Here is a 16,153-nt window from a genome sequence, read left to right as displayed (position 1 = left end):
CGAACTCAGAAGTGAAACGATGCATCGCCGATGGTAGTGTGGGGTTTCCCCATGTGAGAGTAGGTCATCGTCAAGATTAAATTCCGAAACCCCAATTGCGAAAGCAGTTGGGGTTTTGTTTTGCCCGCAGGAAAATGGATTGTTTGAATTCTATGCAGCGGCCCGGTGCATGGCTATTATTCGGGCCTCATTCTGAGGCGAGACCTGCATGCTGACGTTGTTGAACCTTCTGAAGGATGGTCGATTCCATTCCGGTCAGGCCCTGGGCGTTGCTCTGGGAATTAGTCGAAGTGCGGTGTGGAAGCAGCTTCAGCATCTGGAGGCGGAGCTTGGGTTATCCATACATAAAGTTCGAGGGCGGGGCTATCAATTGGCCTCGCCGCTGGCGTTACTTGACTCGCTCGCAATAGAGGAAGGTCTTGTTGGCTGGTCTGTCAGTGTCTTCGATTCCATCGACTCAACTAATGCTGAATCGTTGCGAGCGGTAGATCGAGGGCGGGTTGCGCCTTTTCTAATACTGGCTGAGCGGCAGAGTTCCGGTCGCGGGCGCAGGGGGCGTAAATGGGTAAGTCCGTTTGCTGAAAACCTTTATTACAGCCTCGTGTTGCGTATCGATGGTGGGATGCGTCAGCTCGAGGGGCTAAGTCTCGTTGTCGGTCTCGCGGTCATGCAGACCCTGCGCGCGCTTGGGGTGCCAGGTGCGGGGCTGAAATGGCCCAATGATGTTTTGGTCGGGCGAAAAAAAATTGCAGGCATCCTGCTGGAGCTCGTCGGAGATCCAGCGGACGTTTGTCACGTAGTATTGGGCGTGGGCATTAATGTGAACATGCAAGCTACAGACGAAGTCGATCAGCAATGGACTTCAATGCGTCTAGAGTCGGGTAAATCTTGTGATCGCAATATTCTGGCGGTTGAGCTGAGTAAGCAGCTGCAACTCTATCTGCGACGTCACCAGTCAGGCGGCTTCTCTGCGCTTCAGGCAGAGTGGGAGGCTAGCCATTTGTGGCAGGGACAGCCGGTTTCTCTCACTGCCGGTGTCAATCAGGTAGAGGGTGTGGTGCTGGGAATCGATAATCAAGGCGCGCTGCGGCTAAAGGTAGATGGTGTGGAAAAGGTCTTTAGTGGTGGTGAGCTCAGCTTGAGGTTGCGTGATGATTCTTGAGCTCGATTGTGGAAACAGTTTTATCAAATGGCGGGTGCTGAGTGCAGAGTTGGGCGCCTTGGTCGCAGAAGGTGTGGTCGACTCTGATGGCGCCTTGGTCGACAGTCTTCGGTCGCTTGAGAAGATATCTCTCGGTAAATGTCGCCTTGTCAGCGTAAGAACTGAAGATGAGACCAATTTGCTGATTGGCTTGCTCAGGCGCGAGTTCGGCATTTCCGTTGTCTGTGCGTCGCCCGCTCGCGAGATGTCTGGCGTAACGAACGGTTACGACGACTATGAGCGCCTTGGTCTCGATCGCTGGCTGGCAATGCTTGGTGGTTTTCACCTGGCTAAAGGTGCTTGTCTGGTTCTTGATTTCGGGACGGCGGTGACTGCGGACTTTATCTCCGCGGACGGTGAGCATCTGGGAGGCTTCATTTGTCCTGGCATGCCGCTGATGCGTAATCAGTTGCGTACGCATACTCGAAAAATTCGCTACGGGGACCTGGCGGCGGAGCGGGCATTGACGAGTCAGGCTCCTGGGCGCAACACGGTTGAGGCTGTCGAGCGTGGCTGTTCGTTGATGCTAAGAGGATTCGTATTGACGCAACTGGAGATGGCGCGTTCCTACTGGGGTGATGATTACAGGGTTTTCATTACGGGTGGTGACGCCGAGCTGGTCTCAGATGTCGCCCCTGAGGCTCGGATTGTTTCCGATTTGGTGTTCGTGGGTTTGGCTATAGCGTGTCCTTTGTCCTGAGGTTTGTATGCGTTGGTTGTTCCTTCTGCTTCTGGTACTCAATGTGTTTTATTACGTCTGGCATCAGCAGGAGGCCCCGCTACGCGCAAAGGATGTCACGCCCCTCAGTCTTTATCGTGGTTCGCAACAGGATATTCGCTTGCTGAGTGAGGCTGGTGATGATGCTTCCCGTGAAAAAAGGACTGGAGGAAAGCCTGATGGGGAGTGCCTTTATGTGGGGGGGGTGGCGCGCCCCGAGTCCGCTCAGGCGTTGGAGCAGCGTTTGACGGAGCTTGGAGCAAAAGCTCTTCCTTCGTCAAAAGAGTCTTCCGGCGGCTCATATTGGTTCCAGATTACGCCCGAAACCCAGCGTTTGCTGGGTGATGCTCAGCTACAAAACCTTTCCAAGGAATTCAATGAGTTAAAACATAAAATAATGCTGTGCGAGGGGGTTGCACCTACTGAATAGTTTGCATAGAATGGCGCCCGCTCCACAGCGAAGACCTGAAAAGGTTGCAGCAGCGGGGTGGTGTCAATGCAGCTAACCTCAGGTTTTTAAATGAGAAAATGCTTGACAGGGGTTTGGCATAGTATAGAATGCCGGCCTGATTAGGAGGGGTTCCCGAGCGGCCAAAGGGATCAGACTGTAAATCTGACGTCTACGACTTCGAAGGTTCGAATCCTTCTCCCTCCACCAGATTTTAGCGTGAGCTGCAGGCTCCGCGGGTATAGTTTAGTGGTAGAACCTCAGCCTTCCAAGCTGATGATGCGGGTTCGATTCCCGCTACCCGCTCCAAGTTTGCAGGTTGTGCAAAGTGTTACGCTCTTGTAGCTCAGTTGGTAGAGCACACCCTTGGTAAGGGTGAGGTCAGCGGTTCAAATCCGCTCAAGAGCTCCATATAACAAGGCAGATATGAAAATATCTGCCTTTGTTTTAATGGCTTGTGTTGTTTGCTCAATTTCTTCTGTTAGGGGTGATATCGATGGCTAAGGAAAAATTTGATCGTTCCCTGCCGCACGTCAACGTGGGCACCATCGGTCACGTAGACCATGGTAAAACCACGCTGACCGCTGCTCTGACTCGCGTCTGCTCCGAAGTTTTCGGTTCGGCCGTAGTTGAATTCGACAAGATCGACAGCGCTCCAGAAGAAAAAGCTCGCGGTATCACCATCAACACCGCGCACGTTGAGTACAACTCGAACATTCGTCACTACGCTCACGTTGACTGCCCAGGTCACGCTGACTACGTGAAGAACATGATCACTGGTGCTGCGCAGATGGACGGCGCGATCCTGGTTTGCTCGGCCGCTGATGGTCCGATGCCACAAACCCGTGAGCACATCCTGCTGTCCCGTCAGGTAGGCGTTCCGTACATCGTGGTTTTCCTGAACAAGGCTGACCTGGTAGACGACGCTGAGCTGCTGGAACTGGTTGAAATGGAAGTTCGCGACCTGCTGTCCACCTACGACTTCCCAGGCGACGACACTCCGATCATCATCGGTTCGGCTCGTATGGCGCTGGAAGGCAAAGACGACAACGAAATGGGCACCACCGCTGTCAAGAAGCTGGTGGAAACTCTGGACAGCTACATCCCAGAGCCAGAGCGTGCTATCGACAAGCCTTTCCTGATGCCAATCGAAGACGTGTTCTCGATCTCGGGTCGCGGTACTGTTGTGACCGGTCGTATCGAGCGCGGTATCGTTCGCGTTCAAGACGCCCTGGAAATCGTTGGTCTGCGTGACACCACCACCACCACCTGCACCGGTGTTGAGATGTTCCGCAAGCTGCTGGACGAAGGTCGTGCTGGCGAGAACTGCGGCGTTCTGCTGCGTGGCACCAAGCGTGACGACGTTGAGCGTGGTCAGGTTCTGGTTAAGCCGGGTTCGGTTAAGCCACACACCAAGTTCACCGCAGAAGTTTACGTTCTGAGCAAGGAAGAAGGCGGCCGTCACACTCCGTTCTTCAAAGGCTACCGTCCACAGTTCTACTTCCGTACTACTGACGTGACTGGTAACTGCGAGCTGCCAGAAGGCGTTGAAATGGTAATGCCAGGTGACAACATTCAGATGACTGTTACCCTGATCAAAACCATCGCGATGGAAGACGGTCTGCGTTTCGCAATCCGTGAAGGCGGCCGTACCGTTGGTGCTGGCGTCGTAGCCAAGATCATCGAGTAAATAGTTGTAATGTCTTTTTCAGGCCGGCATAATGGTCGGCCTGATTTTGTTTTAGGTCAGTAGCTCAATTGGCAGAGCGACGGTCTCCAAAACCGTAGGTTGGGGGTTCGATTCCCTCCTGACCTGCCAGATTCACTCGGTGTGTCTGGCTTTCTTTTCACAGGATCTTCATAGATGACTCCTAAAGCTGAAGCTCAAGGCTCTCGCTTCGATTTGCTAAAGTGGCTCGTCGTAGTCGCTTTGGTAATTGTTGGCGTTGTCGGCAATCAGTATTACGCTGCTTCGCCGATCCTGTACCGTGTACTCGCTTTGCTTGTTATTGCGGCTGTAGCTGCCTTTGTAGGCCTGCAGACTGCCAAGGGCAAGTCTTTCTTTGTACTGGTTAAGGAAGCTCGCACCGAGATTCGTAAAGTCGTATGGCCAACTCGCCAAGAAACCACGCAGACCACGCTGATTGTTGTGGCTGTTGTGCTGGTTATGGCGTTGCTGTTGTGGGGGCTTGATTCCCTGCTCGGCTGGCTTGTTTCCTTGATTGTCGGCTAAGGGTGTCCCGTGGCTAAGCGTTGGTACGTTGTGCATGCTTACTCGGGTTACGAGAAGCATGTAATGCGTTCGTTGATCGAGCGCGTAAAGCTGGCTGGCATGGAAGATGGCTTCGGCGAAATTCTGGTTCCCACTGAAGAAGTGGTTGAAATGCGTAATGGCCAGAAACGCAAAAGCGAGCGCAAATTCTTCCCAGGTTATGTGCTGGTTCAGATGGACATGAACGAGGGTACTTGGCACTTGGTCAAGGATACTCCTCGGGTGATGGGTTTTATCGGCGGTACTGCTGATAAGCCGGCACCAATCACAGATAAAGAAGCTGAGGCGATTCTGCGTCGCGTTGCTGACGGTAGCGACAAGCCGAAGCCGAAGACGCTGTTCGAGCCAGGCGAAACCGTTCGAGTCAATGACGGACCGTTCGCTGACTTTAACGGTGTTGTTGAAGAAGTTAACTACGAAAAGAGCCGGATCCAAGTGGCGGTGCTCATTTTCGGACGCTCTACTCCGGTAGAGTTGGAGTTCAGTCAGGTCGAAAAGGTCTAGCTGAGCAAGCATCCCAACCCCGCAGCCCTAGGCTGTGGGGTTTTGTCGTCACTGGGATAAACGCGCAAGTAACCGGGGAGCCTTTCGAGGCGTTCGAACCCGTAATTGGAGTGCCTCATGGCCAAGAAGATTACCGCTTACATCAAGCTGCAAGTGAAGGCCGCTCAGGCTAACCCAAGCCCACCTGTTGGTCCTGCTCTGGGTCAGCACGGCGTGAACATCATGGAATTCTGCAAAGCTTTCAACGCCCGTACCCAGGGTCTGGAAGCTGGTCTGCCGACTCCAGTGATCATCACTGTCTACAGCGACCGTAGCTTCACTTTCGAAACCAAATCCACCCCTGCTTCGGTTCTGCTGAAGAAGGCGGCCGGTCTGACCAGCGGTTCCGCTCGTCCGAACACCGTTAAGGTTGGCACTGTTACCCGTGCTCAGCTGGAAGAAATCGCGAAAACCAAAAACGCGGATCTGACTGCAGCTGATATGGATGCAGCCGTGCGTACTATCGCCGGTTCTGCTCGTAGCATGGGCCTTAACGTGGAGGGTGTGTAATGGCTAAGCTGACCAAGCGTCAAAAGGCTATCGCCGGCAAAATCGAAGCAGGCAAGGCCTACAACATTGTAGACGCCGCTGCACTGCTGGCCGAGCTGTCGACTGTCAAGTTCAGCGAGTCGTTCGACGTAGCTGTAAACCTGGGCGTAGACCCGCGTAAATCCGACCAGGTCGTTCGTAGCGCTACTGTGCTGCCACACGGCACTGGCAAGACCGTTCGCGTTGCTGTGTTCACCCAGGGTCCAGCTGCTGAGGCCGCTCTGGCTGCCGGCGCTGACCGTGTAGGTATGGACGACCTGGCTGCCGAAATGAAAGGCGGCGACCTGAACTATGACGTAGTGATTGCATCCCCGGATGCCATGCGCGTTGTAGGTCAACTGGGTCAGATCCTCGGTCCACGTGGTCTGATGCCTAACCCGAAAGTCGGCACTGTTACCCCAGACGTCGCTACCGCGGTTAAAAATGCCAAGGCTGGTCAGGTTCGTTATCGCACCGACAAAAACGGCATCATCCACACTTCCGTTGGCAAGATCGGCTTCGATGCCGTCAAGCTGAAGGAAAACGTTGAAGCCCTGATCGCTGATCTGAAGCGTATCAAGCCAGCTTCTTCGAAAGGTATCTACGTCAAGCGCGTTACCCTGAGCACCACTATGGGCCCAGGTCTGGTCATCGACCAGAGCTCGCTGGACGCGTAAGACAAGAATTGGCGCAGTTGACTGCGCCAATTGAAAGATTGGGGTCCCTGCCTGGCGGGGGCTATCCAAGACCGTAGGCGACGCAAGTCTTAAACCTCAAGCCTACGCAGATGGTGCTCCCGGTTCCTTACCGAATCAGACACCAAAACGACATTCGGTTTCGATCGAATGAAACGGTAACAAGCAGGAGTTAAACCCGTGGCAATTAATCTCGAAGACAAGAAGGCCATCGTCGCTGAAGTCAACGAGGCTGCCAAAGTCGCTCTGTCCGCTGTCGTGGTTGATGCCCGTGGCGTAACAGTAGGCGCAATGACCGGACTCCGTAAAGAGGCTCGTGAAGCTGGCGTTTACGTACGTGTTGTACGTAACACCCTGCTCAAGCGCGCTGTTGCTGACACTCCTTACAGTGTCCTCAACGACGTGTTCACCGGCCCGACCCTGATTGCATTCTCCAACGAACACCCGGGCGCTGCTGCTCGTCTGTTCAAGGAATTTGCCAAGGGTCAGGATAAGTTCGAGATCAAGGCAGCTTCGTTCGAGGGCAAGTTCCTCGCAGCGAATGAGATCGACGTGCTGGCAAGCCTGCCAACTCGCGACGAAGCTATTGCGAAACTGATGAGCGTGATTCAAGGCGCTACCAGCAAGCTGGCTCGTACTCTGGCGGCAATTCGCGATCAGAAAGAAGCAGCTGCAGCCTGAGGCTGAGCGTTTCCACTCTCGCGTATTTTTGTTTATTTCGACGGCCGTACAGGCTGTCCACCAAATCAGGAATTGAGTCATGTCTCTGACTAACGAACAAATCATCGAAGCAATCGGCCAGAAAACCGTTCTGGAAGTTGTTGAGCTGATCAAGGCAATGGAAGAAACCTTCGGCGTGACCGCTGCTGTTGCTGCTGCTGGTCCAGCTGCTGCTGCCGCTGTTGTTGAAGAGCAAACCGAGTTCAACGTTGTTCTGCTGGAAGCTGGCGAGAAGAAGGTTAACGTGATCAAGGCAGTTCGTGAACTGACCGGTCTGGGCCTGAAAGAAGCCAAAGAGAAAGTAGACGGCGCTCCTCAGGTTGTAGCTGAAGGCGTTTCGAAAGAAGCTGCTGAAGACGCTAAGAAGAAGCTGGAAGAAGCAGGCGCTAAAGTCGAGCTGAAGTAAGCATCGACTTTGCTCCTCCAGCCCGAGCGTCAAGCGACAGGCTGATGGCTGGTGGCTCTTGCCACCGGCCTTTTTCCGTTATTGGCAGCCGACTGGGTCGGTGTCGATAACGAGCTGTAACCACCCGATGCGGTGGCGCAAACCATGGGGTTTGCACGATTTTCTGGCTGCTCCCGTCGGGAGGGGCCAAACAAGCAGGTGACCAAGCTGGGGAACGCTGATGGCTTACTCATATACTGAGAAAAAACGTATCCGCAAGGACTTTAGCAAGTTGCCGGACGTCATGGATGTGCCTTACCTCCTGGCCATCCAGCTGGATTCGTATCGTGAATTCTTGCAAGCGGGAGCGACTAAAGATCAGTTCCGCGACGTGGGCCTGCATGCGGCCTTCAAATCCGTTTTCCCGATCATCAGCTACTCCGGCAATGCTGCGCTGGAGTACGTCGGTTATCGCCTGGGCGAACCGGCATTTGATGTCAAAGAATGCGTATTGCGCGGTGTAACTTTCGCCGTACCTTTGCGGGTAAAAGTGCGCCTGATCATTTTCGACAAAGAATCGTCGAACAAAGCGATCAAGGACATCAAAGAGCAAGAAGTCTACATGGGTGAAATCCCATTGATGACTGAGAACGGTACCTTCGTAATCAACGGTACCGAGCGTGTTATCGTTTCCCAGCTGCACCGTTCCCCGGGCGTGTTCTTCGACCACGACCGTGGCAAGACGCACAGCTCCGGCAAACTGCTGTACTCCGCGCGCATCATTCCTTACCGCGGTTCGTGGCTGGACTTCGAGTTCGACCCGAAAGACTGCGTATTCGTGCGTATCGACCGTCGTCGTAAGCTGCCGGCCTCGGTACTGCTGCGCGCGCTCGGTTATACCACCGAGGAAGTGCTGGACGCGTTCTACACCACCAACGTATTCCACGTGAAAGGCGAAGGCCTGAGCCTGGAGCTGGTGCCTCAGCGCCTGCGTGGTGAAGTTGCTGTTCTCGACATCCAGGACGACAAAGGCAAGGTGATCGTTGAGCAGGGCCGTCGTATTACTGCCCGCCACATCAACCAGCTGGAAAAAGCCGGGATCAAAGAGCTGGACGTGCCTCTGGATTACGTTCTGGGTCGTACCACCGCCAAGGCGATCGTGCACCCGGCTACCGGTGAGATCCTGGCAGAGTGCAACACCGAGCTGTCGACCGAGATCCTGGCGAAAATCGCCAAGGCCGGCGTCGTACGCATCGAAACTCTGTACACCAACGACATCGACTGCGGTCCGTTCGTCTCCGACACTCTGAAGATCGACTCCACCAGCAACCAATTGGAAGCGCTGGTCGAGATCTATCGCATGATGCGTCCAGGCGAGCCGCCAACCAAAGACGCTGCCGAGACCCTGTTCAACAACCTGTTCTTCAGCCCTGAGCGCTATGACCTGTCTGCGGTCGGCCGGATGAAGTTCAACCGTCGTATCGGTCGTACCGAGATCGAAGGTTCGGGCGTGCTGTGCAAAGAAGACATCGTCGCGGTACTGAAGACTCTGGTCGACATCCGTAACGGTAAAGGCATCGTCGACGACATCGACCACCTGGGTAACCGTCGTGTTCGCTGCGTAGGCGAAATGGCCGAGAACCAGTTCCGCGTTGGCCTGGTACGTGTTGAGCGTGCGGTCAAAGAGCGTCTGTCGATGGCTGAAAGCGAAGGCCTGATGCCGCAAGACCTGATCAACGCCAAGCCAGTGGCTGCGGCGGTGAAAGAGTTCTTCGGTTCCAGCCAGCTGTCGCAGTTCATGGACCAGAACAACCCGCTGTCCGAGATCACCCACAAGCGTCGTGTCTCTGCACTCGGCCCTGGCGGTCTGACTCGTGAGCGCGCGGGCTTCGAAGTCCGTGACGTACACCCGACTCACTACGGTCGTGTTTGCCCGATTGAAACGCCGGAAGGTCCGAACATCGGTCTGATCAACTCGCTGGCTGCTTACGCTCGCACCAACCAGTACGGCTTCCTCGAGAGCCCGTACCGTGTGGTGAAAGAGGGTGTGGTCACCGACGACATCGTGTTCCTGTCCGCCATTGAAGAAGCCGATCACGTGATCGCGCAGGCTTCGGCGACCATGAACGAGCAGAAAGTCCTGATCGACGAACTGGTGGCCGTGCGTCACCTGAACGAATTCACCGTCAAGGCGCCGGAAGACGTCACCTTGATGGACGTTTCGCCGAAGCAGGTAGTTTCGGTTGCAGCGTCGCTGATTCCGTTCCTCGAGCACGACGACGCCAACCGTGCGTTGATGGGTTCGAACATGCAGCGTCAGGCTGTACCAACCCTGCGTGCTGACAAGCCGCTGGTCGGTACCGGCATGGAGCGCAACGTGGCTCGCGACTCCGGCGTTTGCGTCGTGGCTCGTCGTGGCGGCGTGATCGACTCCGTTGATGCCAGTCGTATCGTGGTTCGTGTTGCTGATGACGAAGTTGAAACCGGCGAAGCTGGTGTCGACATCTACAACCTGACCAAATACACCCGCTCGAACCAGAACACCTGCATCAACCAGCGTCCGCTGGTGAGCAAAGGTGATCGCGTTCAGCGTAGCGACATCATGGCCGACGGCCCGTCCACCGATATGGGTGAACTGGCTCTGGGTCAGAACATGCGCATCGCGTTCATGGCATGGAACGGCTTCAACTTCGAAGACTCGATCTGCCTGTCCGAGCGTGTGGTTCAGGAAGACCGTTTCACCACTATCCACATTCAGGAACTGACCTGTGTGGCCCGTGACACCAAGCTTGGCCCAGAGGAAATCACTGCGGACATCCCGAACGTGGGTGAAGCCGCTCTGAACAAGCTGGACGAAGCCGGTATCGTTTACGTAGGTGCTGAAGTCGGCGCAGGCGACATCCTGGTAGGCAAGGTCACTCCGAAAGGCGAGACCCAGCTGACTCCGGAAGAAAAACTGCTGCGTGCGATCTTCGGTGAAAAAGCCAGCGACGTTAAAGACACCTCCCTGCGCGTGCCAACCGGCACCAAAGGTACTGTCATCGACGTACAGGTCTTCACTCGTGACGGCGTTGAGCGTGATGCTCGTGCACTGTCGATCGAGAAGTCCCAGCTGGACGAGATCCGCAAGGATCTGAACGAAGAGTTCCGCATCGTTGAAGGCGCGACCTTCGAACGTCTGCGTTCCGCTCTGGTAGGCCACAAGGCTGAAGGCGGCGCGGGCCTGAAGAAAGGTCAGGACATCACCGACGAAGTACTCGACGGTCTTGAGCATGGTCAGTGGTTCAAACTGCGCATGGCTGAAGATGCTCTGAACGAGCAGCTCGAGAAGGCTCAGGCCTACATCGTTGATCGCCGCCGTCTGCTGGACGACAAGTTCGAAGACAAGAAGCGCAAACTGCAGCAGGGCGATGACCTGGCTCCAGGCGTGCTGAAGATCGTCAAGGTTTACCTGGCAATCCGTCGTCGCATCCAGCCGGGCGACAAGATGGCCGGTCGTCACGGTAACAAAGGTGTGGTCTCCGTGATCATGCCGGTTGAAGACATGCCGCACGATGCCAATGGCACCCCGGTCGACGTGGTCCTCAACCCGCTGGGCGTACCTTCGCGTATGAACGTTGGTCAGATCCTTGAAACCCACCTGGGCCTCGCGGCCAAAGGTCTGGGCGAGAAGATCAACCGGATGGTCGAAGAGCAGCGCAAAGTCGCTGAGCTGCGTACCTTCCTGGACGAGATCTACAACCAGATCGGCGGTCGTAACGAAGATCTGGACAGCTTCTCCGATCAGGAAATCCTGGATCTGGCGAAGAACCTGCGTGGCGGTGTTCCAATGGCCACTCCAGTGTTCGACGGTGCCAAGGAAAGCGAAATCAAGGCCATGCTGAAACTGGCAGACCTGCCAGAAAGCGGCCAGATGCAGCTGACCGACGGCCGTACCGGCAACAAGTTCGAGCGTCCAGTTACCGTTGGCTACATGTACATGCTGAAGCTGAACCACTTGGTAGACGACAAGATGCACGCGCGTTCTACCGGTTCGTACAGCCTGGTTACCCAGCAGCCGCTGGGTGGTAAGGCGCAGTTCGGTGGTCAGCGTTTCGGGGAGATGGAGGTCTGGGCACTGGAAGCATACGGTGCTGCTTACACTCTGCAAGAAATGCTCACAGTGAAGTCGGACGATGTGAACGGCCGGACCAAGATGTACAAAAACATCGTGGACGGCGATCACCGTATGGAGCCGGGCATGCCCGAGTCCTTCAACGTGTTGATCAAGGAAATTCGTTCCCTCGGCATCGATATCGATCTGGAAACCGAATAACACGTGACGCGATCGAGAGCGGGGCAGGATTGCCCGCTCTCTGCTCCGCCAGGAGGAAAGGCCTTGAAAGACCTACTGAATTTGCTGAAAAACCAGGGTCAAGTCGAAGAGTTCGACGCCATCCGTATCGGATTGGCCTCGCCTGAGATGATCCGCTCGTGGTCGTTCGGTGAAGTTAAAAAGCCGGAAACCATCAACTACCGTACGTTCAAACCTGAGCGTGACGGTCTGTTCTGCGCCAAGATCTTTGGCCCGGTAAAGGATTACGAGTGCCTGTGCGGTAAGTACAAGCGCTTGAAGCACCGTGGTGTGATCTGCGAGAAGTGCGGCGTTGAAGTTGCACTGGCCAAGGTTCGTCGTGAGCGCATGGCGCACATCGAACTGGCTTCGCCGGTTGCCCACATCTGGTTCCTGAAATCGCTGCCGTCCCGTATCGGCCTGCTGATGGACATGACCCTGCGTGATATCGAGCGCGTTCTCTACTTCGAGAGCTATGTCGTTATCGACCCGGGCATGACCACTCTTGAAAAAGGTCAGCTGCTGAACGACGAGCAGTACTTCGAAGCGCTGGAAGAATTCGGTGACGATTTCGACGCCCGCATGGGTGCCGAAGCTGTCCGCGAACTGCTGCACGCTATCGACCTGGAACACGAGATTGGCCGTCTGCGTGAAGAGATTCCGCAAACCAACTCCGAAACCAAGATCAAGAAGCTGTCCAAGCGTCTGAAGTTGATGGAAGCCTTCCAGGGTTCCGGCAACCTGCCAGAGTGGATGGTGCTGACCGTTCTGCCGGTTCTGCCGCCAGATCTGCGTCCACTGGTCCCGCTGGATGGCGGTCGTTTCGCGACTTCCGACCTCAACGATCTGTATCGTCGAGTGATCAACCGTAACAACCGTTTGAAGCGCCTGCTGGATCTGTCCGCTCCGGACATCATCGTGCGCAACGAAAAGCGTATGTTGCAGGAAGCTGTCGATGCACTGCTCGACAACGGTCGTCGTGGCCGCGCTATCACAGGTTCCAACAAGCGTCCTCTGAAATCCCTGGCTGACATGATCAAGGGTAAGCAAGGTCGTTTCCGTCAGAACTTGCTCGGTAAGCGTGTTGACTACTCCGGTCGTTCGGTAATTACCGTAGGTCCGACCCTGCGTCTGCACCAGTGCGGTCTGCCGAAGAAGATGGCTCTCGAGCTGTTCAAGCCGTTCATTTTCGGCAAGCTGGAAATGCGTGGTCTGGCGACCACCATCAAAGCGGCCAAGAAAATGGTCGAGCGCGAGCTGCCGGAAGTTTGGGACGTTCTCGCTGAAGTGATTCGCGAACACCCGGTCCTCCTCAACCGTGCACCGACTCTTCACCGTCTGGGTATCCAGGCGTTTGAACCGGTACTGATCGAAGGTAAGGCTATCCAGCTGCACCCTCTGGTCTGCGCCGCGTACAACGCCGACTTCGACGGCGACCAAATGGCCGTGCACGTACCGCTGACGCTGGAAGCCCAGCTCGAAGCGCGTGCGTTGATGATGTCGACCAACAACATTCTGTCGCCAGCCAACGGTGAGCCAATCATCGTTCCGTCGCAGGACGTTGTACTGGGTCTGTACTACATGACCCGTGAAGCGATCAACGCCAAGGGCGAAGGTCGTGTGTTCGCGGATCTGCAGGAAGTTGACCGTGTGTTCCGTGCCGGCGAAGCCGCACTGCACGCCAAGATCAAGGTTCGTATCAACGAAACCGTGAACGATCGTGACGGCAACAGCGTGAACAACACCCGTATCGTCGACACCACTGTCGGCCGTGCGCTGCTGTTCCAGGTTGTGCCAAAAGGTCTGTCGTTCGACGTCGTCAACCTGCCGATGAAGAAAAAGGCGATCTCCAAGCTGATCAACCAGTGCTACCGCGTGGTTGGTCTGAAAGAGACCGTGATCTTCGCTGACCAGTTGATGTACACCGGTTTTGCCTACTCGACCATCTCCGGCGTTTCCATCGGTGTTAACGACTTCGTTATCCCGGATGAAAAAGCCCGCATCATCGGTGCTGCCACCGACGAAGTGAAAGAGATCGAGAGCCAGTACGCCTCCGGCCTGGTAACCCAGGGCGAGAAGTACAACAAAGTGATCGACCTTTGGTCGAAAGCGAACGACGAAGTTTCCAAGGCGATGATGGCCAACCTCTCGAAAGAGAAAGTCATCGACCGTCACGGCGACGAAGTCGAGCAAGAATCGTTCAACTCGATGTACATGATGGCCGACTCGGGTGCGCGGGGTTCCGCAGCACAGATTCGTCAGCTGGCCGGTATGCGTGGTCTGATGGCCAAGCCGGACGGTTCCATCATTGAAACGCCGATTACTGCGAACTTCCGTGAAGGTTTGAGCGTACTCCAGTACTTCATCTCGACTCACGGTGCTCGTAAAGGTCTGGCGGATACCGCGTTGAAAACTGCGAACTCCGGTTACCTGACTCGTCGTCTGGTAGACGTGGCGCAGGATCTGGTCGTGACCGAGATCGATTGCGGCACCGAACACGGTCTGCTGATGACTCCGCACATTGAAGGCGGTGACGTTGTAGAGCCGTTGGGTGAGCGCGTATTGGGTCGTGTCATTGCCCGTGACGTATTCAAGCCGGGTACCGAGGACGTCATCGTTCCTGCTGGCACCCTGGTAGACGAGAAGTGGGTCGAGTTCATCGAGCTGAACAGCATCGACGAAGTGATCGTGCGTTCGCCGATCAGCTGCGAAACCCGCTATGGCATTTGCGCCAAGTGCTACGGCCGTGACCTGGCTCGTGGTCACCAGGTGAACATCGGTGAAGCGGTCGGCGTTATCGCTGCCCAGTCCATCGGTGAGCCGGGTACCCAGCTGACGATGCGTACGTTCCACATCGGTGGTGCGGCAAGCCGTACTTCCGCAGCCGACAGCGTTCAGGTGAAGAATGGCGGTACCGTCCGTCTGCACAACCTGAAACACGTTGAGCGTGTGGATGGCAACCTGGTTGCTGTGTCCCGTTCCGGTGAGCTGGCAATCGCTGACGACTTCGGTCGTGAGCGCGAGCGTTACAAGCTGCCGTACGGTGCCGTGATTTCGGTTAAAGAAGGTGACAAGGTCGACGCTGGCGCAATCGTGGCCAAGTGGGATCCGCACACTCACCCGATCGTTACCGAAATGAAAGGTACCGTGACCTACGTGGGCATGGAAGAAGGCATCACGATCAAGCGTCAGACTGACGAATTGACCGGTATGACCAACATTGAAGTACTCGATGCCAAAGACCGTCCGGCTGCCGGCAAGGACATTCGTCCTGCGGTGAAGATGGTTGATGACAACGGCAAGGATCTGTTGCTGCCAGGCACTGACGTTATCGCTCAGTACTTCCTGCCAGCCAACGCCCTGGTCGGTGTTGCGGACGGTGCGAAGATTGCGATCGGTGATGTTATCGCTCGTATCCCGCAAGAAACTTCGAAAACCCGTGACATCACCGGTGGTCTGCCGCGTGTTGCCGACCTGTTCGAAGCCCGTCGTCCGAAAGAAGCGTCGATTCTGGCTGAAGTCAGCGGCACCATCGCGTTCGGTAAAGAGACCAAAGGCAAGCGCCGTCTGGTCATCACTCCGAACGACGGTAGCGATCCGTACGAAGAGCTGATTCCGAAGTGGCGTCACCTGAACGTGTTCGAAGGCGAACAGGTAAACCGCGGCGAAGTTATCTCCGACGGTCCGAGCGATCCGCACGACATCCTGCGTCTGCTGGGTGTGAGCGCGCTGGCCAAGTACATCGTCAACGAGATCCAGGACGTTTACCGTCTGCAAGGCGTGAAGATCAACGACAAGCACATCGAGACCATCCTGCGTCAGATGCTGCGTAAAGTTGAGATCTCCGAGTCCGGCGATTCCAGCTTCATCAAGGGCGACCAGATGGAACTGACTCACGTTCTGGTAGAGAACGAGCGTCTGAATGCGGAAGACAAGTTTGTCTCCAAGTTCACCCGCGTTCTGCTGGGTATCACCAAGGCGTCGTTGTCGACCGAATCGTTCATCTCGGCGGCTTCCTTCCAGGAAACCACCCGCGTACTGACCGAAGCGGCCGTAACCGGCAAGCGCGATTACCTGCGCGGCCTGAAAGAAAACGTGGTCGTGGGTCGTCTGATCCCGGCCGGTACCGGTCTGGCTTATCACAGCGAGCGCAAGCGTCGTCGTGATGCAGACAAGCCGTTGCGCGTAAGCGCCAGTGAAGTGGAAGCTGCACTGACCGAAGCGCTGAACTCGAGCGGTAACTGAGTTCTGCGAAAAATGAGCTGAGGCCCTGATCAAGCCGTTCATCGAATCGAGACAATTTGTCGAGG

Annotated in this window: 12 protein-coding genes and 4 tRNA genes; all 16 read left to right on the top strand. The window is 55.7% G+C overall.

Annotated features, from left to right (window positions below; translation table 11 throughout):
- The first annotated feature begins 208 nt into the window (after window positions 1-208).
- The 16 genes from birA (at window position 209) to rpoC (ending at window position 16,088) form a co-directional block, all read left to right on the top strand.
- Window positions 209-1,162, top strand: a complete 954-nt coding sequence (gene birA, locus K5E37_RS27470) for a bifunctional biotin--[acetyl-CoA-carboxylase] ligase/biotin operon repressor BirA (RefSeq protein ID WP_085609143.1) — start codon at window positions 209-211, stop codon at window positions 1,160-1,162.
- Window positions 1,152-1,901 (top strand): pantothenate kinase, encoded by a 750-nt coding sequence (locus K5E37_RS27465; RefSeq protein WP_221535644.1) that lies wholly within the window; start codon window positions 1,152-1,154, stop codon window positions 1,899-1,901. The genes birA and K5E37_RS27465 overlap by 11 nt, the downstream gene beginning before the upstream one ends.
- Before the next feature lie 7 nt (window positions 1,902-1,908).
- Entirely contained in the window at window positions 1,909-2,349 is a 441-nt protein-coding gene (locus K5E37_RS27460) for a hypothetical protein (RefSeq protein ID WP_221535643.1), read from the top strand.
- A gap of 143 nt (window positions 2,350-2,492) precedes the next feature.
- Window positions 2,493-2,577 (top strand) — tRNA-Tyr (locus tag K5E37_RS27455).
- Window positions 2,578-2,602: 25 nt separating this feature from the next.
- Window positions 2,603-2,676, top strand: a tRNA-Gly gene (locus K5E37_RS27450).
- A gap of 26 nt (window positions 2,677-2,702) precedes the next feature.
- Window positions 2,703-2,778, top strand: a tRNA-Thr gene (locus K5E37_RS27445).
- An 85-nt stretch (window positions 2,779-2,863) separates the two neighbouring features.
- Window positions 2,864-4,057, top strand: a complete 1,194-nt coding sequence (gene tuf, locus K5E37_RS27440; RefSeq protein WP_010220303.1) for an elongation factor Tu — start codon at window positions 2,864-2,866, stop codon at window positions 4,055-4,057.
- Between the two features lie 53 nt (window positions 4,058-4,110).
- A tRNA-Trp gene (locus K5E37_RS27435) sits at window positions 4,111-4,186 on the top strand.
- A gap of 45 nt (window positions 4,187-4,231) precedes the next feature.
- A complete protein-coding gene (gene secE / locus K5E37_RS27430) occupies window positions 4,232-4,600 on the top strand; it encodes a preprotein translocase subunit SecE (protein ID WP_007957600.1) in 369 nt (122 codons plus the stop codon).
- Between the two features lie 9 nt (window positions 4,601-4,609).
- Complete coding sequence (nusG, locus tag K5E37_RS27425; protein WP_007957598.1) at window positions 4,610-5,143, top strand: transcription termination/antitermination protein NusG; 534 nt, start codon at window positions 4,610-4,612, stop codon at window positions 5,141-5,143.
- Between the two features lie 117 nt (window positions 5,144-5,260).
- On the top strand, window positions 5,261-5,692 hold the full coding sequence (gene rplK, locus K5E37_RS27420; protein ID WP_003228756.1) for a 50S ribosomal protein L11: 432 nt from the start codon (window positions 5,261-5,263) through the stop codon (window positions 5,690-5,692).
- Window positions 5,692-6,387 (top strand): 50S ribosomal protein L1, encoded by a 696-nt coding sequence (gene rplA, locus K5E37_RS27415; protein ID WP_003228754.1) that lies wholly within the window; start codon window positions 5,692-5,694, stop codon window positions 6,385-6,387. The genes rplK and rplA overlap by 1 nt, the downstream gene beginning before the upstream one ends.
- Before the next feature lie 198 nt (window positions 6,388-6,585).
- Window positions 6,586-7,086, top strand: a complete 501-nt coding sequence (rplJ, locus tag K5E37_RS27410) for a 50S ribosomal protein L10 (RefSeq protein WP_007957597.1) — start codon at window positions 6,586-6,588, stop codon at window positions 7,084-7,086.
- 79 nt (window positions 7,087-7,165) lie between these two features.
- Window positions 7,166-7,531 carry a 50S ribosomal protein L7/L12 gene (rplL, locus tag K5E37_RS27405; RefSeq protein WP_033703494.1) on the top strand — a complete coding sequence of 122 codons (366 nt, stop codon included), beginning with the start codon at window positions 7,166-7,168 and terminating at the stop codon, window positions 7,529-7,531.
- A gap of 220 nt (window positions 7,532-7,751) precedes the next feature.
- Complete coding sequence (gene rpoB, locus K5E37_RS27400; protein ID WP_007957595.1) at window positions 7,752-11,825, top strand: DNA-directed RNA polymerase subunit beta; 4,074 nt, start codon at window positions 7,752-7,754, stop codon at window positions 11,823-11,825.
- A gap of 63 nt (window positions 11,826-11,888) precedes the next feature.
- Entirely contained in the window at window positions 11,889-16,088 is a 4,200-nt protein-coding gene (gene rpoC, locus K5E37_RS27395) for a DNA-directed RNA polymerase subunit beta' (protein WP_007957594.1), read from the top strand.
- The last annotated feature ends 65 nt before the right edge of the window (window positions 16,089-16,153 follow it).

The organism is Pseudomonas sp. RIT778 (assembly GCF_019718735.1).
Taxonomy (GTDB): Bacteria; Pseudomonadota; Gammaproteobacteria; order Pseudomonadales; family Pseudomonadaceae; genus Aquipseudomonas; species Aquipseudomonas aphyarum.
This window is presented reverse-complemented; position numbering and strand designations above follow the sequence as displayed.